Annotated in this window: 19 protein-coding genes, 1 tRNA gene and 1 pseudogene; 10 read left to right on the top strand and 11 right to left on the bottom strand. The window is 64.0% G+C overall.

The features are described from left to right. Window position 1: 1 nt before the first annotated feature. From exbD to D4Q52_RS26180, 6 genes are all read left to right on the top strand, one after another. A complete protein-coding gene (exbD, locus tag D4Q52_RS06600) occupies window positions 2-433 on the top strand; it encodes a TonB system transport protein ExbD (RefSeq protein WP_119855754.1) in 432 nt (143 codons plus the stop codon). Further along, window positions 430-1260: an energy transducer TonB family protein gene (locus D4Q52_RS06595; RefSeq protein ID WP_119855753.1), complete on the top strand. Its 831-nt coding sequence runs from the start codon at window positions 430-432 to the stop codon at window positions 1258-1260. Before exbD ends, D4Q52_RS06595 begins: the two co-directional genes overlap by 4 nt. Before the next feature lie 574 nt (window positions 1261-1834). After that, a complete protein-coding gene (locus D4Q52_RS06590) occupies window positions 1835-2743 on the top strand; it encodes an AraC family transcriptional regulator (protein ID WP_234831102.1) in 909 nt (302 codons plus the stop codon). Between the two features lie 187 nt (window positions 2744-2930). Then, window positions 2931-3695: an NAD(+)--dinitrogen-reductase ADP-D-ribosyltransferase gene (locus D4Q52_RS06585; RefSeq protein ID WP_234831111.1), complete on the top strand. Its 765-nt coding sequence runs from the start codon at window positions 2931-2933 to the stop codon at window positions 3693-3695. Window positions 3696-3703: 8 nt separating this feature from the next. Continuing rightward, entirely contained in the window at window positions 3704-4594 is an 891-nt protein-coding gene (gene draG, locus D4Q52_RS06580; protein WP_119855750.1) for an ADP-ribosyl-[dinitrogen reductase] hydrolase, read from the top strand. 207 nt (window positions 4595-4801) lie between these two features. Continuing rightward, on the top strand, window positions 4802-5137 hold the full coding sequence (locus D4Q52_RS26180) for a hypothetical protein (RefSeq protein ID WP_147407763.1): 336 nt from the start codon (window positions 4802-4804) through the stop codon (window positions 5135-5137). Between the two features lie 47 nt (window positions 5138-5184). Here D4Q52_RS26180 and D4Q52_RS06575 read toward each other — a convergent pair whose 3' ends face one another. From D4Q52_RS06575 to nikR, 3 genes are all read right to left on the bottom strand, one after another. Further along, entirely contained in the window at window positions 5185-5460 is a 276-nt protein-coding gene (locus tag D4Q52_RS06575) for a PilZ domain-containing protein (protein ID WP_119855749.1), read from the bottom strand. 41 nt (window positions 5461-5501) lie between these two features. Beyond that, window positions 5502-5843 (bottom strand): hypothetical protein, encoded by a 342-nt coding sequence (locus D4Q52_RS06570; RefSeq protein ID WP_119855748.1) that lies wholly within the window; start codon window positions 5841-5843, stop codon window positions 5502-5504. A 158-nt stretch (window positions 5844-6001) separates the two neighbouring features. Continuing rightward, window positions 6002-6433 carry a nickel-responsive transcriptional regulator NikR gene (gene nikR, locus D4Q52_RS06565; protein ID WP_119855747.1) on the bottom strand — a complete coding sequence of 144 codons (432 nt, stop codon included), beginning with the start codon at window positions 6431-6433 and terminating at the stop codon, window positions 6002-6004. A 375-nt stretch (window positions 6434-6808) separates the two neighbouring features. Between nikR and D4Q52_RS06560 the strand changes: the two genes are divergently transcribed. Then, window positions 6809-8788: a TonB-dependent receptor gene (locus tag D4Q52_RS06560; protein WP_234831101.1), complete on the top strand. Its 1980-nt coding sequence runs from the start codon at window positions 6809-6811 to the stop codon at window positions 8786-8788. A gap of 36 nt (window positions 8789-8824) precedes the next feature. Here the strand turns inward: D4Q52_RS06560 and D4Q52_RS06555 are convergent, their stop codons facing one another. Beyond that, entirely contained in the window at window positions 8825-9397 is a 573-nt protein-coding gene (locus D4Q52_RS06555; RefSeq protein ID WP_119855745.1) for a TetR/AcrR family transcriptional regulator, read from the bottom strand. A 61-nt stretch (window positions 9398-9458) separates the two neighbouring features. Here D4Q52_RS06555 and D4Q52_RS06550 point away from each other — a divergent pair, with 61 nt between their 5' ends. Then, window positions 9459-10379: an alpha/beta hydrolase family protein gene (locus D4Q52_RS06550; RefSeq protein WP_119855744.1), complete on the top strand. Its 921-nt coding sequence runs from the start codon at window positions 9459-9461 to the stop codon at window positions 10377-10379. Window positions 10380-10466: 87 nt separating this feature from the next. Here D4Q52_RS06550 and D4Q52_RS06545 read toward each other — a convergent pair whose 3' ends face one another. The 5 genes from D4Q52_RS06545 to D4Q52_RS06525 all read right to left on the bottom strand — a co-directional run bounded on the left by D4Q52_RS06545 (window position 10467) and on the right by D4Q52_RS06525 (window position 13553). Then, a complete protein-coding gene (locus D4Q52_RS06545; RefSeq protein WP_119855743.1) occupies window positions 10467-10967 on the bottom strand; it encodes a 2'-5' RNA ligase family protein in 501 nt (166 codons plus the stop codon). A 5-nt stretch (window positions 10968-10972) separates the two neighbouring features. Further along, the gene (gene dinB, locus D4Q52_RS06540) at window positions 10973-12061 is read right to left on the bottom strand and encodes a DNA polymerase IV (protein ID WP_119855742.1); all 1089 of its coding nucleotides are present in this window, start codon (window positions 12059-12061) and stop codon (window positions 10973-10975) included. Window positions 12062-12326: 265 nt separating this feature from the next. Then, window positions 12327-12716 carry a VOC family protein gene (locus D4Q52_RS06535; protein ID WP_119855741.1) on the bottom strand — a complete coding sequence of 130 codons (390 nt, stop codon included), beginning with the start codon at window positions 12714-12716 and terminating at the stop codon, window positions 12327-12329. Between the two features lie 89 nt (window positions 12717-12805). Further along, a complete protein-coding gene (locus D4Q52_RS06530) occupies window positions 12806-13147 on the bottom strand; it encodes a nuclear transport factor 2 family protein (protein WP_234831100.1) in 342 nt (113 codons plus the stop codon). A 4-nt stretch (window positions 13148-13151) separates the two neighbouring features. After that, window positions 13152-13553, bottom strand: a complete 402-nt coding sequence (locus D4Q52_RS06525) for a VOC family protein (protein WP_119855740.1) — start codon at window positions 13551-13553, stop codon at window positions 13152-13154. Window positions 13554-13781: 228 nt separating this feature from the next. On the opposite strand from D4Q52_RS06525, the gene D4Q52_RS06520 reads away from it, so the two are divergent. Then, window positions 13782-14654: an AraC family transcriptional regulator gene (locus D4Q52_RS06520; RefSeq protein WP_119855739.1), complete on the top strand. Its 873-nt coding sequence runs from the start codon at window positions 13782-13784 to the stop codon at window positions 14652-14654. Window positions 14655-14746: 92 nt separating this feature from the next. On the opposite strand, the gene D4Q52_RS06515 is transcribed toward D4Q52_RS06520, so the two are convergent. Further along, window positions 14747-14840: transfer RNA gene (locus D4Q52_RS06515), tRNA-Ser, on the bottom strand. Window positions 14841-15529: 689 nt separating this feature from the next. Here D4Q52_RS06515 and D4Q52_RS06510 point away from each other — a divergent pair. Continuing rightward, window positions 15530-16978: a porin gene (locus D4Q52_RS06510; RefSeq protein ID WP_119855738.1), complete on the top strand. Its 1449-nt coding sequence runs from the start codon at window positions 15530-15532 to the stop codon at window positions 16976-16978. Between the two features lie 334 nt (window positions 16979-17312). Here D4Q52_RS06510 and D4Q52_RS06505 read toward each other — a convergent pair. Continuing rightward, a pseudogene (locus D4Q52_RS06505) lies at window positions 17313-19548 on the bottom strand (transglycosylase SLT domain-containing protein). Window positions 19549-19571: the final 23 nt, after the last annotated feature.

Genomic DNA, 19571 nt, shown 5'->3' with positions numbered 1-19571 from the left:
GATGGGCGCCAGGCTCGGCACACGTCGCGCCGACGACGATCTCACCGAGACGCACGAGATCAACGTCACGCCGTTCATCGACGTGATGCTGGTTCTGCTGATCATCTTCATGGTGGCGGCGCCGCTCGCCACCGTCGATCTCGGCGTCGACCTGCCGGCCTCGACCGCCGCGCCGCAGCCGCGGCCGGACAAGCCGGTGTTCGTCTCGCTGCGGGCCGATCTGTCGCTGGCGATCGGCGAGGACGGCGTGCCGCGCGACGGGCTTGGCGCCGCGCTCGCTGCCGCGACGCACGGCAACAAGGACGAGCGGGTCTTTCTGCGCGCCGACAAGGCGGTGAGCTATGGCGAGCTGATGGCGGCGATGAACCTGCTGCGCGATGCCGGCTATCTCAAGGTCGCGCTGGTCGGGCTCGACGGAGGAGGGGAGCGATGAATGCCTGCGCGCTGCATGCCTTCCCGGAGCGCAGCGGCGCGTCGCGCTGGTTGTTGTCGGCCGCGATCATCCTCAGCGTTCACGCAGCGGCCGTGGCCGCCGCGCTTGCCACCTATGCGCATGAGGAAAATCCGGGTCAAACGATGCTGCCGGTGATGATGATCGACCTTGCACCGGCGACTGCCGCGCCGCAGGCGAGGCCGCTCGATCTCGCGCCCGGCCCGACCATGCAGGAGGCCGAGGCGCCGAGCGCCGAGCCGGAGCTGACCACGCAAGCCGCGGCGCCCCCGGAGATCGCGCCGACGCCTGTGCAAGAAATCGCGCCGGTGCCGCTGCCGCCGGAGTCGAAGCCGGCCCCACGGGCCGAGGCCGAGAAGCGCGCGCCCGACAAGCCGCAACGCGTGAAGCCGAAGCCGCAGCGCATCGCCAAACTGCATCCGTCTACACAGCCGCCAGCGCCGCGGACGAGCGCACCGCCGCGTGCCGACCGCATCGCCGCGATGCCGACCGCGGCGATCGCCGGCTCTCGCGCCGCGGCCGTGTTGCCATCCTATCGGCAACTGGTTGCGGCTCACCTGCAGCGCTTCAAGCGCTTTCCTCCGGGCGCCCGTGCTGCCGGAGCGCAGGGGAGCGTCACGCTGAACTTTACGATCAGCCGCGCCGGACACGTTCTCAACGCCCGGCTCGGTCGTTCGTCCGGCTCCGCGGATCTCGATGCCGAAGCGCTGGCGATGGTCCACCGGGCACAGCCTCTTCCGCCCTTTCCGCCGGAGCTGACGCAGGCGTCGATGAACTTCAGCGTACCCGTAAGCTACGCGGTGCGGTGACGACCTTTTCCTGGTATGCGGCGGTTGCGACATGGGCAGCGGATTTCAGCGGTCCGCATGATCGACCTCGCCGACGAATCCCGAAATCGAGCGCAATTGGCTGATCGAGTCGCAGCCAGTTCAGATCCGGGAAGCGTTACGCCCTTTGGTCAGCATGGTAGCAGATCCGGCGCGGCTCAAGTCTCCGCCTCTTTGTCGATCAAATCCTCGACGGCCTGCCACAACGGAAAGGCGATCGGTGCTCGCAGGACACACCTACGGATTGTAATTGCGTGAGAATGCGCGTTTTTGGAGTTCATCCCCGCGAAGATGAATGAAGCCGTTCATAAACTGTGACAGTTTTGCCTCGATCTTGCCTTGAACTGTCCACGTTGTCAGCCATCTCGGCTCAGTTTGTTCGATATTGGTCTGTCGGAACTTCGTCCCCCAAATAGGTTCGGCGCAATCGCTCTGGGTCTTCAATCCAGACGAACCTTGGAGGTTTCGAGGTATGATCGACGCGCCCGAGCATGGGGGAGATACCACTTATCTAATCGATCGGGCTCCGGTTGTTCACACCACGGACCCCGAAGAGATGCGACACGCGCTGATCCATTTCTACGGCGAGCAGGCGTTCTCGGCAGCAGCGGAAGGCTTCGAGGGTTTCGGCAGCTACGTGAAGCTCGGCTCGGCGGGATTTGGCTTCTGCCGCTATCAAACAGCGGCAGAGGCGAAGTTTCCTGAAGCCGACTTTGCGCGGCTGCAGATCGCGCTACGCGGCAGCGGCCGCACCGCGTCGGGTGGATCGACAGTCGACGTCGATGGCGACCATTACTGCGTGTCGTCGCCAGGAGAACCGTCGCGGCTGGAATTCGGCAGCGAGTACGAGCAGATGATCATCCGCTTTCCCAACGATGCGCTGATGACCACGCTCGAAGCGATGCTGGGCGTCAAGCCGCGCGGCAGGCTGGTATTTGCACCGTGCGCTCGGATCGATCAACCGGGCGCGCAGGCTCTGCGCGACTTCGGGTTGTTTCTCGCTCAGCATGTCGACCCGTCGCACCCGCGGCTGCCGCCGTTGATGTTGCGGGAGTTCGAGCACGCGCTGATGGTGTCGTTTCTCAGCGTGGCGCGGCACAATTTCAGCGATCAGCTCGACCGCGACGCCCCCGATACGGCTCCGGAATATGTTCGCCTGGCCGAGGAGTACATCGCTAATTCCTGGAACAGGGCGATCACCATCAACGATCTGGCGGCGGTCACCAGCGTCGGTGTCCGCAGCCTGTTCAAGGCCTTCCAGAAGCACCGCGGCTATTCGCCAATGGCGTTCGCCAAGTCGGTGCGGCTCAACCGGGCGCGCGAGATGCTGCTGCAGGGCGATCCATCGCGGTCGGTGACGTCGGTGGCGTTCGCCTGCGGCTTCAGCAACCTTGGCCACTTCGCCCACGACTATCGCCAGAAGCACGGCGAACTGCCGTCGGAAACCTTGGCGCGCGCCCGCTGAGGCAGCCGCCGGTCATATCGTCCGGCTAGCCGAGTTGCGCATAGGCAGGCGACGCCGGGTCCGCTAACGATGGCGGCCGTCACCGTGGTGACGCGCATCATCGGGGCTCAACGGGCGCGAGCGGCAGGCCGGCACTTTGAACGCAGCAGCGGGCATCGGTCATTCAACCAATCTCGTCGGCGTGCCGATGGGATATCTCACCGACGTTGCGTTCAACGATCAGCCGCTGCCGCTCCACGTCGCCGGCGTGCGGGAGATGAACCCCAGCCTGTTCGAGATGCTGGGCCAGGCGTGCGACCTCACCGAAGCCGGCGAAGCATTTGGCTGCTACATGAATGCGCTGTTTGGCATCGATGCGGAGCAGCGCATCCGCAGCGGCGAAGCTGGCGGTCGCCGGCGCTTTCGCTCGTCGTTCCTCGACCTGATCAAGGGCTGGGGTTTCGACAGCAACGGCGCGGAGGGCGCGGTGCTGAAAGGTTGGGTGGAGAGCCGCTTCGGCATCTTCCCGACCTTCCACAAGCAGCCGCTCAAGCAGATCGTCAGCCCGGCGTGGACGACCTACGTCGAAGAGAAAATGTCCAGCCGCTTCCACAACAATGCCATCACCGTGCAACTCGATCTGCTGTACGAGTTCTGCCAGTGGGCGCTGGCGCATTTCGCCGCGGCCGGAAGTACGCATGTGACGCTGTATCGCGGCGTCAACGATTTCGACGAGCACCAGATCGTGCAGCGCCTCGACAAGCGTCACGTCGTGATGCGGCTGAACAATCTCACGTCGTTCTCGTCGGACCGCAGCGTCGCGGATTGTTTCGGCGACACCATCCTGACCGTGCGCGTGCCGGTGCCGAAGATACTATTCTTCAACCGCCTGCTTGCCGCCAATCCGCTCAAGGGCGAGGGCGAGTATCTGGTGATCGGCGGCGCCTATCGCGTTGCCGCGAGTTATTTCTGAGGGGCCCTATGGGAGAGCCGGGCATCGAAGATCGGGCGCTCGCGGCCTATCTCGGCTTTGCGATCGGCGATGCGCTTGGGGCGACCGTCGAATTCATGACGCGATCCGAGATCGCCGCGCGCTACGGCGTGCACAAGGACATCGTCGGTGGGGGCTGGCTCAGGCTGAAGCCGGGGCAGGTGACCGACGACACCGACATGGCGCTGGCGCTTGGCCGTTCCCTGATCCGCCGTGATGGCTTCGACATTTGCGACGTATGCGAGGAATTCGCCGCCTGGCTCAAGACCGGCCCCGTCGATGTCGGCAGCACCTGCCGCCGCGGCATTCGGCGTTACATCACGACTGGCAGCGTGGAAGGTCCGTACTTCGAAGGCGACGCGGGGAACGGCGCAGCGATGCGCATTCTGCCGCTGGCGCTGGCGACGATCGGTCGCCCGGTCGAGGCCGAGGCATGGAGTATCGCGCAGGGGCATATCACCCACCACCATCCGCTGTCCGACGGCGCCGCCATCGCGCTGGTGAGAATGCTGCAGGCCCTGATCAGCGGCGATGGAGCCGCAGGCGCACGCGCGATCGCAGACGAACTGGTGCGGAGCGAGCGCAGCTTCAGGTTTCAGCCGTATCGCGGCCAGTCGTCTGCCTATGTGGTCGACACGATGCAGACCGTGCTCCATTTCTATTTCACCACGGACAGCTTTGCCGATTGCGTGATCGCAACCGTGAACCAGGGGGGCGATGCCGATACCACCGGAGCCCTGGCGGCCATGCTTGCCGGGGCATCTCATGGTCTCGCCGCGATTCCGAAACGCTGGCTGGACCGGCTGGACCGGACGGTCGCAGCTTCCATCAAGCATCAAGTGCCCCTCCTGTTGGCACTGTCGCAGCGGGCCCAGAAGTAAGGTTGCGGCGCACGCCCCGGTGCCGTCTCATTTGATACGATGCTGGCGGCCGATTTCATCTAGCATTGTAAGCAGTACATTCGTGCCGTGCTGATGCCTCTGTGCAAGGCTCAGCATTGCTGCTTGTCCGCTGTGTGTAGTTGCTGACGCGGCTGATCTTATCCTGCGTTTAGCGACCGTGTTCCATCGCACAGCCAATTGTGCGGATTGCCGCTGCGTCAGATCGCTGTTGCACTGGTAATCCGCAACGATCGACCCCATAATCTCGACATCACCGCACCGTCTCAGGCAGTCATCGGTGATGAGAACGCAACGTCGCGCTCCCGCCATTATCGAACGATATGGGAGGAGTACATGCAACCCCGCCCCCCACGGCAATCCTTGTATCAGCGCCTCATCGACGAGGCTATCGGACTTCGTGATCAGGCGCAGAGTGCGCCGAGCGATGTCCGCGATCGCTTGCTATCAAAGGCACGCCAGCTCGAGAGTGCGGCGAACATCGAGGGTTGGCTGTCGTCGGCCGAGTTGAAGCCGCCGACCTGAATTGCTGCGAGTTGCTCGCCTCTATGCAGCCGCGCGAAGTCGTGTTCTCAGCGTTTCACTTTCAGAAACTTGACGCCGATTTCGTCGCCGTTGATCCAGGCGAGCTCGCAGCGGCGATAGGCCAGGCCGGTCGAGGACAACAGCAGGAAGAATTCCTTCTCCTTGAGCTTCTCGATCGACGATGGCACCAGTCGGGCGCCTTCGGCCGAAGCGTCACGCATCTTGCAACTGAGACGCCAAGTGCCGTCGATCGACATGATCCATGCGTCGAAGCCGCGATCAAAGGCGATGCGAGGAGACTTGCGCTTTTCCGGAATGCTCATCGGGTCGTCCGCTTTGTTGAGGCGTTACGGTGGCCGGGAGTTCAATCCGCGATCCGGGTCAGGACCGCGCGAAGCGACAGGCTGGGCGTCTCTCGCGCCGCGCCTTCGATGGTGACGTAGCCGTCCTTGGCGACGCCGTCGAAGCAGACCTCGACGGGATCGACCCCGAAGATCGAGACGTGATCCGGGTCGTTGGAGTGGGCATGGCGAATGCCGCGCAAACTGCCGGAGACGACATGGCCGACCCGGGTGTAAGAGCCGATATAGGCGAAGCTTGAATCGCCGCCACGGATCTGTCCATCGCAAAGCATCACGACCCCGTGCGCTTTCTTGCGAGCTGTCTCGAATTCAGCTGCGTAGAATCCCTCCAGAATATCCGTCATCAAATTATCCCCGCGCCGAGCAATGCGGGGGATTTAACATCTTTCATTTACTTCTTTGCTAAGATGCTCGCGCGCCCGGAAACAACGCTGATTATCAGGGTAACTCCAGAACAGCAGACGGTAACATCTAGTGGTGGCGGCGCGATGCCGCATTGCGATCACTCGTGGTGATGATCGTCGCCGGCTTCGTCCGGGCTGGTTGGAATCGTCACCAGCCGGCCGTAGCGTACGCCGCGTTCTGCAAAGATGTGATCGGCGAAGTGCTGCAGCTCTGCAGCTTTGCCGCCCAGGATCGTCACCTCGAGGCATTGGTCGTGGTCGAGATGCACGTGCATCGTCGCCCGCGACAGCTCGTGATGGCTATGAAAATTCTGCGTCAGCTTGCGCGGCAGATCGCGCTTGGAGTGATCGTAGGTGTAGACCATCGCGCCGACGCAGGGCTCGTTGCTTGCGTGCGCCGCGGTCTGCTGGATGCCGATCCGTGCCAGATCGCGGATCGCCTCCGAGCGGTTCTGATAGCCGCGCGCCGCGATGATCGCGTCGAGCTTGTCCATCAGGTCGTCATCCAAAGTGATGGTCACGCGATGCATCGCAGGCCTCGTTCGAGTATGCAGTTTCGTTGACATCGTCATACCACCCATGCCACGCTGGCGGCACGGGAGATCTGCCGGGATCGCTCGCGATAGCAGATTGGGGAGCGCGCGTCCTGCAATGGAGCAGGACGTGAAGGTGGCGGTATGCGGCGGTGTGACCTCCGGCAGTGGGCGCGAGGCGGGGCGGCTTGCGCGGTGTTCGGCTTCGCATGGATCAGTGACGCGCCTGCCCAGACGGCTCGGACGCTTCCTCAGATCGCGGTGGATGCCCCGTCCGAACCCTCGCAGTCGAGGCTGCGGCGTCCAACGCAGCATTCCGGCTCACATCGGGCGCGCACGGCGCCAGCAGCTCCACCGCCCACCAGTGCCGGCATGGTCGCTGCCCCAAATGCAGGATCGTCAACTCCGCTGCCACTGAGCGCGCCGCAGAACCAGGCGGCGAGCGCACTTGTGATCAGCGGCGCCGAGGTGAATGCACTGCCGGCGGCACGGGTCGGCGAGATTCTGGAGGCAGTGCCTGGTCTGGTCGTCACCCAGCACTCCGGTGAGGGCAAGGCCAACCAATACTTCCTGCGCGGCTTCAACCTCGACCACGGCACTGATCTGGCGATCACGGTTGACGGGATGCCGGTCAACATGCCGACCCACGGCCACGGCCAGGGCTACGCCGACATCAACTTCATGATTCCCGAGCTGATCAGCACGATGACGGTGCGCAAGGGCCCATACTTCGCCGATGTCGGCGATTTCGGCTCGGCTGGCGCGGTCGGCATCGATTATTTGCGCGCGATGCCGAAGAACCTCGCCGAGGTCACGCTCGGCAGCTTCGGCTATCGTCGGCTGCTCGGCGCCGGGTCGACGGCGGTCGGCGACGGCACCTTGCTGGCTGCGTTCGAGGGCAACAGCTATAGCGGCCCCTGGGACGTGCCCGACAACGTTCGCAAGCTCAACGGCGTGCTGCGTTACAGCCAGGGCACGCTGACCGATGGTTTCGCGCTGACCGGCATGGCCTACGCAAACCGCTGGACCTCGACCGATCAGGTGGCGCAGCGCGCGATCGACCAGGGACTGATTGGCCGCTACGGCTCGCTCGATCCGACCGACGGCGGCATCGCCAGTCGCTACAGCCTGTCGGGTCGGTTTGCGCGTTCGAGCGATTTCGGCCAGACCGATCTGAACGCCTATGTGATCCGCTCGTCGCTGCAGCTCTACAACAACTTCACCTACTTCCTCGATGATCCGATCAATGGTGATCAGTTCAACCAATATGACCGCCGGACGGTGGTCGGGCTGAACGGCACGCAGCGGTTTGACTATCGGTTTGCCGGCCTGCCGGTTGAGACCCGTGTCGGCCTGCAGAGCCGCGCAGACAGCATCAGCCTGGGGCTGAACAAGACGCTGCAGCGCGATTGGCTGTCGACGGTGCGGGCCGACGACGTCTCCGAGCAGTCATTTGGACTGTGGACCGATACCACGGTGCGCTGGACCGACTGGTTGCGCAGCACTGCGGGCGTGCGTGAGGATTTCTTCAATGGCCGTGTCATCAGCGATACGCCCGCCAATTCGGGCAATGCTTCGGCGTCGATGACCAGCCCGAAAATTGGAATCGTGCTGGGGCCCTGGGTGTCGACCGAGTTCTTCGCGAATGCCGGCGCGGGACTGCACAGTAACGACATCCGCGGCGCGACCATTACGGTCGATCCGACCGACAAGACCACGCCGCTCGATCGTGTGCCGTTGCTGGTGCGCTCGAAGGGCGGCGAGCTCGGCGTTCGCAACCGCTCGATCCCTGGCCTCACCACGTCGCTGGCGGTGTTCGTGCTCGATTTCGACTCCGAACTGCTGTTCGTCGGCGACGCGGGCACGACCGAGCCGAGCCGGCCGAGCCGCCGCGTCGGCGTCGAGTGGATCAATCAGTACAGGCCGGTGCCGTGGCTCGGTTTCGACTTCGATGTCGCCTATACGCAAGCTCGCTTTACCGATTTCGACCCGGCCGGCGATTTGATCCCGGGCGCGCCGGCCTGGGTGGCGAGCGCAGGTCTGACGCTGGGGCACGAGACCGGGTGGTTCGGTGCGGTGAAGGGCCGTTACTTCGGGCCGCGCCCGCTGATCGAGGACGGCAGCGAGACTTCGCTGGCGTCGCTGATCTTCAACGCGCGGCTCGGCTATCGTTTCGACAACGGCGTCCGCTTTCAACTCGACGCGCTGAACCTGTTCAACGCGCGAACCAACCAGATAGAGTACTATTATCTGTCGCGCTTGCCCGGCGAGCCGATCGGCGGCGTCGGCGATCGTCACGTGCATCCAGCCGAGCCGCTGGCGGTTCGGCTGACGCTGGCGGGGACGTTCTGAGGCTTATTGGCCCGCCGCCAAGCGGACCGCGTGGTCTCAGCCGCGGATCAGCCTCGCCGCGGCATCGCCGGCCGTTTCCATGTAGCTGGCGTCGCGATTCAACAGCACGACCGAGAAGGCGCCGTCGATCAGCAGCACGATCTGCCTGGCGAGCACGCGGGCTTGCGGCTGCGGGCGGTCGGCCGCGAAGATGTCGAACAGCCAGTCTTCGGTGCGCTTCTTGTGGGCGCGGCCGGTCTGGATCGCCGGGTGGCCAGGCAGATTGATCAGTTCGACCGAGGTGCGCAGAAAGCCGCAGCCTTTCCAGCGCGGATTGCGGGCATTTTCCGCGAGATGGCCGAAGATCGCCCGGACCTTGTCGGCGATGTCGCCATCGGCTTCCGCGAACCAACGCTGGAAGATCGCGACGTTGGGCTGATCGCGGGTCTGCAGATAGGCGGCGATCAGATCGTCCTTGCTGCGGAAGTGATAGTAGATCGTCCGTTTGGTCAGTCCGGCCTTCGCCGCCACCGCATCGACGCTGACGGCGCGGATGCCGTCGCGATGAAACAGCTTGCCGGCTGCTTCGACGATGCGGTCGCGGGTAGGGGAGGCGGGCGCTTTGCTCATGCCCTTATGTATACTCACCAGTGAATATACACAATGCGGTACGCGCTCTATTGTCGGCGCCATGATCCAGAGCAAACCTGACAGCTCCGTCGACATCCGCCCGGCCGCGATCCGCTGCAGCGACGGCGTCGTTCTCGGCGGCCACGTCTTTCGAACGGCGCGACCCGATCCGATCGGGATGGCGATCGTCAACGCCGCCACCGGCGTGCTGGCGCGCTACTATCGTCGCTACGCCGGGTTCCTCGCTGCGCACGGCTACGACGTGGTGACTTATGACTATCGCGGCATCGGCGCGTCGCGGCCTGCTCGGATGCGAGGCTGCGGCTATCGCTGGCGCGACTGGGGCGAACTCGACTTTGCCGCAGCGCTACGGTTCGCCCAGGGCGAGGCGCGCGGCGGCCCGGTGGTCGTGGTTGGCCACAGCATCGGAGGATTTCTCCCGGGCCTGGCCGAGAATGCGGCCGACATCGACCGCATGCTGACGGTGGGCGCTCAATATGCGTGGTGGCTGGATTATGTGGCGCATCGCCGATTGGGACTGTTCGCGAAGTGGCACCTCGCGATGCCGGTGCTGACGGCGGCGTTCGGCTATTTCCCAGGTCGACGGCTGGGGTGGCTGGAAGACCTGCCGGCAGGCGTTGCGCATGAATGGAGCTTTCGCGGTCCGCGCTTCGAGCGCAGCCACCCGCGTCGCGAGCGGCGACGGGCACTCGAACGGATGGCGGCGGTGCGCGCGCCGATTCTGGCGGTCGCCGTGGCCGACGACGAGTTCGGCACCGCGCCGGCAATCCGCCGGGCGCTGCATTATTATAGAGGTGCCGAGTGCACCGCGGTGATGCTGCGGCCCGCCGACTACGGCCGTGAGACCATCGGCCATTTCAGCCTGTTCCACGACAGCCACGCTGCCGGTTTCTGGCGCGACTCGCTGCGATGGCTACACGACGGCGCCAACCCGTGGCCCGACCGCGTCATTTCCGGATAGGCGGAGCCGTGCAGCGCCCAGCTCGACGATTGGCCGCGTGCTCAACGCTCCGTTGCGCAAGTGGAGCCCGCCCGTGCCGCGACAACCTCAGCCGCGGCGATCGAACGCGAACCGTTCGGCGAGGCTCCATGGACCGCCGAGATATTGCCATGCCAACAGGCCCCGCATCGAGCCGGCGCGCACCGAGAAACGTCCGGAGAGGTCGTCGAACAATTTGCGGGCGATAGCCGCAGTTACCTTATTCTGGATGGTGACGTGCGGCCGCCAGCCCTGCGCGTCCTGGCGCGACAGCTCACCGAGCGAGTTGCGGAGTTCGGAGCGAAGCCGCTGCAATGCCGGCGAGCTCACTCGAATGGCCACACCGGAGCCGAGCAAAACGGGGCCGGCGTATTCGAGATGCAACGCGCAGCTCGGCAGGTCGAGACCCCGCAGAAGCTCGAGCTGGCCTTCCGACAACCGATGGAAGAGCGTCAGGTGAGCGGGGAGGACGTTTCGGTCGGGCGGAAAATGGGTTCTTCGAAGTTGGTCCAGCCAATGGAACGAGGCGTTGTCGAGCTCGGCGGTGAGAATGTAGGTCGGCCTGTTCATGCGCGTCAGATCGGCAGCCCGAGCTGGGGTTCGGCTTCGTTGTCGCTTTGCAGCGACGACAACGACACGCCGAGCAGCCGGACGGGTTTGGGCAACGGCATCGCGGCTGCGAGCAGTCCGGTTGTTTGCGCCGCAAGATCGTCCCGGCTCTGGATCGAGGCCGATATGGTTCGGCTGCGCGACGCGATCTCGAAATCCGAGAACTTGATCTTCAGCGTGACCGTGCGACCGCGGTTACCGCTCGCCTCACAATGCCTCCAGACCTTGTCGATCAGTGGCTGCAGCTCGGCGACCATGGCATCGAATGCGGTCAGGTCGGTAAAGAAGGTGGTCTCGGCACCGACGGATTTGCGGATGCGGTTGGCGCGGACCGGTCGCTCGTCGATGCCACGCGAGATCCAGTAATAATAGGTGCCGGCCTTGCGGAAGTGCGCCTGCAGGAATTCCAGCGTCTGGTTGCGGAGATCCAGGCCGGTGCGGATGCCGAGCGCGTTGAGCTTGGCGGCGGTCGCAGGCCCGATGCCGTGAAATTTGCCGACAGCCAGCCCCTCGACGAAGGCCGCGCCCATCTGCGGCGAGAGGACGAACTGGCCGTTGGGCTTGCGGTAGTCGGAGGCGAGCTTCGCCAGGAACTTGTTGTACGAGATGCCCGCCGAAGCATTGAGGCCGGTTTCGGCCTTGATCTTCGCCCGGATCTGCAGCGCGATATCGCGAGCCAGCGGGATCTGCTGGAGGTTGCTGGTGACGTCGAGATAGGCCTCGTCCAGCGACAGCGGCTCGATGATGGCTGTGTGCTCAGCAAAGATATCGCGAATTTGGTGGCTGATCGCCCTGTACACCTCGAAGCGCGGTTTGACGAAGATCAGGTCCGGACATTGCCGCCTGGCCGTCACCGATGGCATCGCCGAGCGCACACCGAATTTGCGTGCTTCATAGCTTGCGGCCGCGACCACGCCGCGTTCGCGCGATCCGCCGACCGCGACCGGCTTGCCGCGCAGTTCCGGATTGTCCCGCTGCTCGACCGAGGCGTAGAACGCATCCATGTCGACATGGATGATCTTGCGTACAGCGAGCGGGACATCAGTCTCGGACATCGTGGTCTTGCTCGGCTCGCCTCAACTTCACCCGCGGCAATGGTCGTCAACATGCCAGCAGCCTGAACCCGTTGAAAGTTACGGAATAGCGACAGGCGGGATTGAGTTCAGGGGCAGGGGGCAGGTTCATCGGCGCGCCTGACCGTTCGCTTTTTCGATGCAGTGACCGGGAAATCCGAACCTCGTCGCTCTTCAACTTCGGCGGCTTTTGCTATCTGAAGGCGGCCGTTCGGACAACTGGCGGCTTCCTCGGGCGGGCATCTGCTCATAACACTTGGCAGACGACTTCGATATTATTCGCGTCCGGATCAAGCACGTAAGCCGCATAATAGGCTGAATGGTAATGGGGCCGTATCCCAGGAGCGCCATTGTTTCGGCCGCCGGCAGTCAGAGCCGCTGTGTGGAAGGCATCGACAGTGGCTCTGTCCGGCGCGGCGAAGGCGATATGCAATCCGCCTCGTACAGCTTCGCCGCCGTGCAACCACAGGCAAGGATAGCCGTTGCGGCCCAGCCCGTGCCGAGGCGTGCGGGTCGCCGAGCGCTCGGCGGGAATTGACAGGACGCAGGCGATCTGGAGCGGGGACAGAGCCGCCTCATAAAAGCGTCGGGCGGCATCTGGGTCGGTGACCGGAATTTCGATATGGTCGATCAGCATATTCTTCTCCTATCCGTCCGTGATCCGCGCTTCGGCAACGGCATCAGCGAATGGCCGAGCGGTGGATGACAGCCCGGATGCATCTTTGACTATCCGAGATCGGCGTCGATGCGTGCGATCAGCCCGTCGGAATCGACCGACATGTCGAGAAGTCCAATCTCGTGCCCGAAGTCTCCGGTGAAATCGATGCGCAGGCGGGCCCGGGTATCGCCGATTGTCTCGATCGAGAGAACGCGGCTCACGGTGTGATATCCGATGAAGTATATTTCGATGTAGTCGCGGATGCCCGGCTGTCCTTCGAAACGGCGCCCGGTCGAAGGGTCGTCGATCACCGCATCGGTCGTGAACAGGCGCAATGCGGTGTCGACATCGAACAAGTTGGTGGCGGCGATCAATGCCTTCGCCGTCGCGTGCAGTGGAAGGATGGCCATCGCATCAGGTCCCGTGCTGCCAGCTCTTGAAGACGAATTCGAGGCTGTAGCCATCCGGGTCGCGGACCTGTGAGGCGTAGTATCGTGGATCATAGTGGAGTTGAGGTCCCGGCGCATGGATCTCGTCCGCCCCGGCTGCCAGCGCTTCGGCATGAGCGGCGTTCACGATTGTCGCGGAGATGGCCACAAAGCCGACATGCACGGCAGGAGAGGCGGCCCGGCCGTGCCTCAGCCAGAAGAACATTCGGCCTCCGGCACCGAAGCCTTCGAGATCGGGATGCTCCGCGGGGCTCTGACTGCCATCATACCTGTGGCGAGCCGTGATCCCCAGGATCGGCAGAACCCTCTCGTAAAAGGCGATCGAGCGACCGAGATCGCTGACAGAGAGAAAGATATGGTCGAGCATGTGAGCGTCCTCGAAGGATGCAGAGGTCGGAGAACTGATGTGCCGGGCATTGCTGCAGCAGTCGTCCCCGAACAACACGGGCGGTGGCGGCGTCTGGTGGTCCGACTCCCCACGGTGTCGAAGCGAAATAACCGTTCGGCTGCACGTCCGCGCTTACGATCCTCTTCGATGCTTGCCTATTTCTGCTTTCGCGTTGAATCGGAGACGCTGGCGTGAAACAACCAATCGATGGATGCGCAGCTTCAGGAACTCAGGCGATTGGCGTCGCGGGCTGAAAACCGCCGCACGGAGACCGGCATTCCGCGCGTTGCGATGGTGCAGGGACAAATTCCAGAGCATCAGCTGGCTGCCGTCTATGATCCGATGGTCAATCTGGTCCTAACGGGGTCCAAGACGATGACCATCGGCGACCGCACGTTTCGCTATGATCCAGCCACCTATTTCGTCATGTCGATCGATTTGCCGGCAGTCGGCTCCGTCCATCCGTCAGGGGAAGGCGAGCCATACCTGGCCGTCAGTCTCACTCTCGTGCCCTCAATCGTCGCGAATTTGCTCGCGGATCTGCCCGAACCGATCGGCGGCAAACTGTACAATCCGGGCTTCTCCGTTGCGCCTGTGCGGCGCGAACTGCTCGATGCCTGGCTGCGCATGCTGCGCTTGATGGAGCACCCAGCCGAGATCGCCGCCCTCGCTCCAGCCTATGAGCGCGAAATCCTGTTTCGCGTGCTGCAGGGGCCGGTGGGCTGGATGCTGCGGGATATCGCTGCCCCCGGCACAGTCCTTTCCCGGGTCGGACTTACGATTCGGTGGATCCGCGAGAATTTCGCCAAGCCATTGCGCGTCGACGGACTGGCGGAGATGGCAGCGCTCAGCGTCTCTGCCTTCCATCGCCACTTCAAGGCTGTGACCGCGCTCAGTCCGCTGCAATACCAGAAACATGTGAGATTGCTGCACGCGCGGTCGCTCTTGATCGCGGGACAAGGCAACGCCACCACCATCGCCTTTCGTGTTGGGTACGAAAGCCCGACGCAATTCAGCCGAGAATATGCGCGGCAATTCGGCCTGCCACCGTCAAAGGACGCCGCGAGGATGCGAGCGTGACGGATCCGGCGAAAGCCCTCCGTTCGGACTGGTCAGGGATCGTGGCGGATGCTGGCGGCCGGCCGGCTTGAAGCTGGCCACACAAGCCAAGCTGGCGGAGACGGAGGGATTCGAACCCTCGATAGGGCTTTACAACCCTATAACGGTTTAGCAAACCGCCGCCTTCAGCCACTCGGCCACGTCTCCGGCTGGCCCGATATGCCCGACACGCTCGCGACCCGCAAGCAGGATTCGCGCTCGATAATCGAGACTTCCGGATCGAAGCACGGATTATGCCCACGGCAGTGGGATTTATCCTTCCGCCGCCGCTCACGTGGCAGTCGACGATAGCGGTGGGAACTTCGGGGCGCCCGACGGCGATGCACGGCGGCCACGCTGCGCGGGGCAGGGGCAGATTCGCCGCGTCGTCCCAAGTCCGATTCTCGATGAATGCCGCGAATCTCTGAAGCGGTTTTGGCCGGATTCGCCTGCAGCCAAGCTTGGGGCCAAGCCGTGGCATCTTTGTGCATAGCGGCATCGCGCCGCGCGACCGGGTGAATTTATCTTTTCAGATCAAAAGCTTAACGCGGTTCCAAATCGCCCCGACAGTGTTATTTGTGCAACACCAGTTTGAAAACGGAGGTATGGAACCGGTCGAAAGGCGTTCCTTTGTTGCGTGTGCATCACGCTTAGGTAATTCTCGTGACTGCGACGGAGGGGGGCATCCCGAGGTCGTCCCGTATTAGGTGGTTCGCTTAAGTCCCTCGCGTTCAGCGGGTGTGTCCGAAGGCGCGAAGCGGCTAGGCGGGTTTGATTGGGACAAGGGAACCACCCTGCGGGTGCCGCGTGCATCCTGCGGTCAGGAACCTTCCCAGAGAGCAAACTTGGAGGTTTACATGAACATGGTTAAGGGCCTTTTCCTTGGCTCGGCGGCGGCTCTGGTCGCCATCAGCGGCGCTCAGGCTGCCGATCTTCCGTTGAAGGCCAAGGCGGTCGAATACGTCAAGGTCTGCTCGATCTACGGCGCCGGCTTCTACTACATCCCGGGCACCGACACCTGCATCAAGCTCGGTGGCTATCTCCGCGCCGACGCGACCTTCTTCGGTTCGAGCGCCTATAACGCGCCGGCCTGGAACGGCGCCGCTGGTGCCAAGAGCCGCCTCGCGAACAACACCATCTTCCGTTCGCGTCAGGACATCAACATCGACACCCGCACCGCGACCGAATATGGCGTGGTTCGCACCTACTTCGACGCCACCTTCAACTGGACCACGGGTGACGCGGTCGCCGGCGGTACGCTCGGCGTCTACTACGCGTTCGTTCAGTTCGCTGGGTTCACTTTCGGTAAGGCCGTGTCGCAGTTCGACACTCCCTGGACCGGTTACCCGGGCAACAACACCTCGTTCCTGCTCGGCGGTTACGACGACGTGACCGGCATCAACCAGGTTGCCTACACCGCGCAGTTCGGCAACGGCGTGTCGGCCGCGATCTCGCTCGAAGATCAGTCGTCCTACCTGCAGTCGGCGCTGTACAACACCTCGACGATCTCGACCCTCGGTTACTCGCAGGGCCTGCTCGGCACCAACTCCTACGCCGGCACGCAGATCCCCGACATCGTCGGTCAGCTGCGCGTCGACCAGGCCTGGGGCCTCTTCCAGGTGTCGGCCGCCGCTCACCAGGTTCGCGCCAGCTACTACACCCCGACCCTCGAGACCTCGGGCCACCCGAGCGACACCTGGGGCTACGCGGTGCAGGGCGCCATCTCGCTCAAGAACCTGCCGACCGGCCCCGGCGACAGCATCAACTTCACGGCTACCTACTCGAACGGCGCGACCCGTTACGTGCTGGGCGGCGTGACCGGCAACTCGTTCGCCATCTTCGGCAGCAGCGGTGGTGCCTACCAGAGCATCGCGTTCGGCTCCTCGGCTGACGGCGTGTTCAACGGCACCAACAACCTGAACGGCACTGGCATCGAGAAGACCACTGCCTGGGGCGTCCGTGGTGCGTTCAACCACAACTGGAGCCCCTACTGGTCGACCTCGCTGTTCGGCGCCTACACCTCGATCGACTACAACGGCACCGCGACTGCTCTGATCTGCGGCACCGCTGTGGGCTTCACCTGCAACCCGGACTTCCGCATCGCTCAGATCGGTTCGGTTACCCGCTGGACCCCGGTCAAGAACCTGACCTTCTCGGGCGAAGTGATGTACACCTACCTCGACCAGAGCAACGCAGGCGCGCTCGCCATCCCGGCGAACACCGGCATCGCGAAGCCGGCCGCGACCTACGAGCTCAAGGACCAGGGCGTCTGGAGCGGCAACCTCCGCGTTCAGCGCGTGTTCTAAACCTGATCGTTCCGCAAGGAACGTGTCGCGAAACCCCGGCGGGCAACCGCCGGGGTTTTTCGTTGTGACCAGTGTGCGTGAGTTCTCTTCCTGAAATCTTCCTGAAAGCCTGGCCGGAAAGTATCGTAGCAAATCAGCTGAGTTTTCCGTCATTGCGGGCGAAGCGAAGCAATCCAGAGGCCGCAAATTTGGGCTTTCCTGGATTGCTTCGTCGCTTCACTCCTCGCAATGACGAAGCAGAACTGCTCCAGCCCGGCTCCTTCGGACATAACAACAATGCCCAGCGCGAGGCCGGGCATGATGCTGGCATATCGCCGATCAAACGAATGTGGAGCTATTCGACCGCCGTCGCCCCGCGGCGAAGGTCGGCATCGATCTGCAGCCGGCTGCCGCCGCCGAATCGGGAGCGATACACCTGCAGGTTCTCCATGATTCGCTGAACGTAGTTGCGGGTCTCGGAGAACGGAATCAGTTCGACCCAGTCCACCGCATCGACCTTGGGGTCGCGCGGATCGCCGTAGCGCTCGATCCACTTCCGCACGCTGCCGCGGCCAGCATTGTAAGCGGCGAACGTCATGATGTAGGAGCCGCGATAATCGTCGAGCAGCCCACCGAGCTCAGCGGCGCCGAGCGCAACGTTGTAGACCGAATCGGTCTTCAACCGCTTCAGATCGTACGTGCAGCCGTGCCGCCGGCAGACATACTGGGCAGCGGGCGGCGTCACCTGCATCAGGCCATAGGCCTGCGCCGGCGACACCACCGCGGGATTGAAGCCGCTTTCCTGGCGGGCGATCGCATAGACCACCGCGCGCTCGACCTCCGGGCCAACCGGCCGGAACTGCGGAATTCCCGCCATCGGATAGGCGTAGTGATCGAACGGCAGGCCACGATTCAGCGCCGCCTTGCCGACCAGCAGCAAGGCGCGGCCGTCAGTGTTGCGCGCGGCGAGTTCGGACAGGCCGAGCAGGGCGTCGACATCGCCATTGTCGCCGACATCAGCGTAGATCGGAATCGCGACGTCGCCTTCGCCGATCGCATACAGCAGCTGGACGGCGCGCACGATCTCGAGCCGCTCGACGCTGCGGCCCTGGCTGGACGGCTGGCCGTTGAGGTCGAGATGCGGCAAGCCCAGCTTGGCACGCGCGAGTTGGCCGTAATAGCTGGTCGACTGTGCAGCCGCCGCGGAGTAGGCGGCGCGGGCGTCCTGCGTCCGGCCGAGCGCCTCGGCCCTGCCAGTAGCCGGCGCGGGCCAGCGCGGTCGGGTTGGTGGTGTCGGTGCCGATTCGTGCGAAGTGCTGGGCGGCCGTGCTGGGATCGTTGAGGAAGCGCAGGGCGATCCAGCCCGCAGTGAACTGCTGCTCAGTCTGGTAGACCTCCTTGGTCGGCGTGGCCGCATTGCGCGCCACCAGGTAGGCAAGCCGGTAGTCGCCGATATCGATCAGCTTGCGCGCCAGCAGCCGCCGCTCGATCCACCATTCGTCGAGATTGTACAGCCGGTTGGGGTCGCGCGGCACGGTCAGCATCAACCGGCCGGCTTCGGCGATCTTCTCGTCGCGGCGCAGCAGCTGGATACGAGCGAACATGTAGCCGGGATCGCTGTGCAGCTCGGACGGCACCGCATCGAGCAGCGCCTTGCCTTGCGCGGACTTGGCGTCGACCGCGAGCCGCGCCCGTCCCAGCGCGTATTGCGCCGCGCCCAGCCGCTTCGCAGCACGCAGCCCAGGCTCGTTGTCGTTGCCGTACAGGAACGTGTCCATCCGCGCTTTGTGATCGCCAGGCGTCAGCAGTGCGCCGAACATCTCGATCGCGGTAGTTTCGTTTGCAGCCGACATCGTGTCGTTGCGCCAGGCGTCGCGGACGAGTTGCTCGGCGGTACGGCGATCACCGCGCGCCAGCGTCGCACGCGCTAGCGCCAGCTTGCCCTTGGCCGACAACGGCGTCTCGCCCTCGAAGTAAGCGAGCACCGCGTCGTCGTCGCGCTTGTCGTCCCACAGCGCCGCCTCGGCGCGGCGGCGGAAGAAGGTCTGCGACGGCCAACTCGGATTCGCACGGGTGAAAGCGCGGTAGCGTTCGACGCTGGCACCGTTGTACTCGGCACGCAGGATGATCCATTCGGCGAGCTTGCGCGCCACCGGATCGGAAATCGTATCGGCCGCCTGGGTCGCGTCCGCAGCCTTGCGTTTGCGCACCAGATCGATGACGGCTTCAAGCGCCTGCGCATCGGCCTGCGAGGTCTGCGCGGTCGCGGCGACAGCCGAACGCGTCGACGGCTTGCGCGTCACGATCGGCGGCGCACCCGGCCTGGTCGGTTCGACAGCGGGCGCGGTCGGGGCAGCGTTAGCCAGATGCGTCGACGGCTTGGGGACCGATCCTACCGTCGCCGGCACGGCCGGTGAGGTCTTTGGTACAACGGCGCGGGAAATCGGCCGCGGCTTCGGTAGCGGCACGGATTTCGGCGCAGCGAATACGTCGGCGGCGAAACCGCCGAGCCCGAGGCTCAGCGCCAGCGTCGCGGTCGAGGCGCGCAGCGCGGATGAAATCCAGCCGTTGGTGTGTCGTTGATCACGCAATCGAAGATGTTCCCGGTTAGCGG

Origin of the sequence: Rhodopseudomonas palustris (assembly GCF_003591005.1) — a bacterium.
Classification (GTDB): Bacteria; Pseudomonadota; Alphaproteobacteria; order Rhizobiales; family Xanthobacteraceae; genus Rhodopseudomonas; species Rhodopseudomonas palustris_K.
The sequence above is the reverse complement of the archived record's forward strand: the minus strand, read 5'-3'. Positions and strand labels throughout refer to the sequence as shown.

Excerpts from the sequence above, each read along its gene's own strand:
- exbD (WP_119855754.1), top strand. The coding sequence starts at position 2 with ATGGGCGCCAGGCTCGGCACACGTCGCGCCGACGACGATCTCACCGAG.
- D4Q52_RS06595 (WP_119855753.1), top strand. The coding sequence starts at position 430 with ATGAATGCCTGCGCGCTGCATGCCTTCCCGGAGCGCAGCGGCGCGTCG.
- D4Q52_RS06590 (WP_234831102.1), top strand. The coding sequence starts at position 1,835 with ATGCGACACGCGCTGATCCATTTCTACGGCGAGCAGGCGTTCTCGGCA.
- D4Q52_RS06585 (WP_234831111.1), top strand. The coding sequence starts at position 2,931 with ATGGGATATCTCACCGACGTTGCGTTCAACGATCAGCCGCTGCCGCTC.
- draG (WP_119855750.1), top strand. The coding sequence starts at position 3,704 with ATGGGAGAGCCGGGCATCGAAGATCGGGCGCTCGCGGCCTATCTCGGC.
- D4Q52_RS06575 (WP_119855749.1), bottom strand. The coding sequence starts at position 5,460 with ATGAGCATTCCGGAAAAGCGCAAGTCTCCTCGCATCGCCTTTGATCGC.
- D4Q52_RS06570 (WP_119855748.1), bottom strand. The coding sequence starts at position 5,843 with ATGACGGATATTCTGGAGGGATTCTACGCAGCTGAATTCGAGACAGCT.
- nikR (WP_119855747.1), bottom strand. The coding sequence starts at position 6,433 with ATGCATCGCGTGACCATCACTTTGGATGACGACCTGATGGACAAGCTC.
- D4Q52_RS06560 (WP_234831101.1), top strand. The coding sequence starts at position 6,809 with ATGGTCGCTGCCCCAAATGCAGGATCGTCAACTCCGCTGCCACTGAGC.
- D4Q52_RS06555 (WP_119855745.1), bottom strand. The coding sequence starts at position 9,397 with ATGAGCAAAGCGCCCGCCTCCCCTACCCGCGACCGCATCGTCGAAGCA.
- D4Q52_RS06550 (WP_119855744.1), top strand. The coding sequence starts at position 9,459 with ATGATCCAGAGCAAACCTGACAGCTCCGTCGACATCCGCCCGGCCGCG.
- D4Q52_RS06545 (WP_119855743.1), bottom strand. The coding sequence starts at position 10,967 with ATGAACAGGCCGACCTACATTCTCACCGCCGAGCTCGACAACGCCTCG.
- dinB (WP_119855742.1), bottom strand. The coding sequence starts at position 12,061 with ATGTCCGAGACTGATGTCCCGCTCGCTGTACGCAAGATCATCCATGTC.
- D4Q52_RS06535 (WP_119855741.1), bottom strand. The coding sequence starts at position 12,716 with ATGCTGATCGACCATATCGAAATTCCGGTCACCGACCCAGATGCCGCC.
- D4Q52_RS06530 (WP_234831100.1), bottom strand. The coding sequence starts at position 13,147 with ATGGCCATCCTTCCACTGCACGCGACGGCGAAGGCATTGATCGCCGCC.
- D4Q52_RS06525 (WP_119855740.1), bottom strand. The coding sequence starts at position 13,553 with ATGCTCGACCATATCTTTCTCTCTGTCAGCGATCTCGGTCGCTCGATC.
- D4Q52_RS06520 (WP_119855739.1), top strand. The coding sequence starts at position 13,782 with ATGGATGCGCAGCTTCAGGAACTCAGGCGATTGGCGTCGCGGGCTGAA.
- D4Q52_RS06510 (WP_119855738.1), top strand. The coding sequence starts at position 15,530 with ATGAACATGGTTAAGGGCCTTTTCCTTGGCTCGGCGGCGGCTCTGGTC.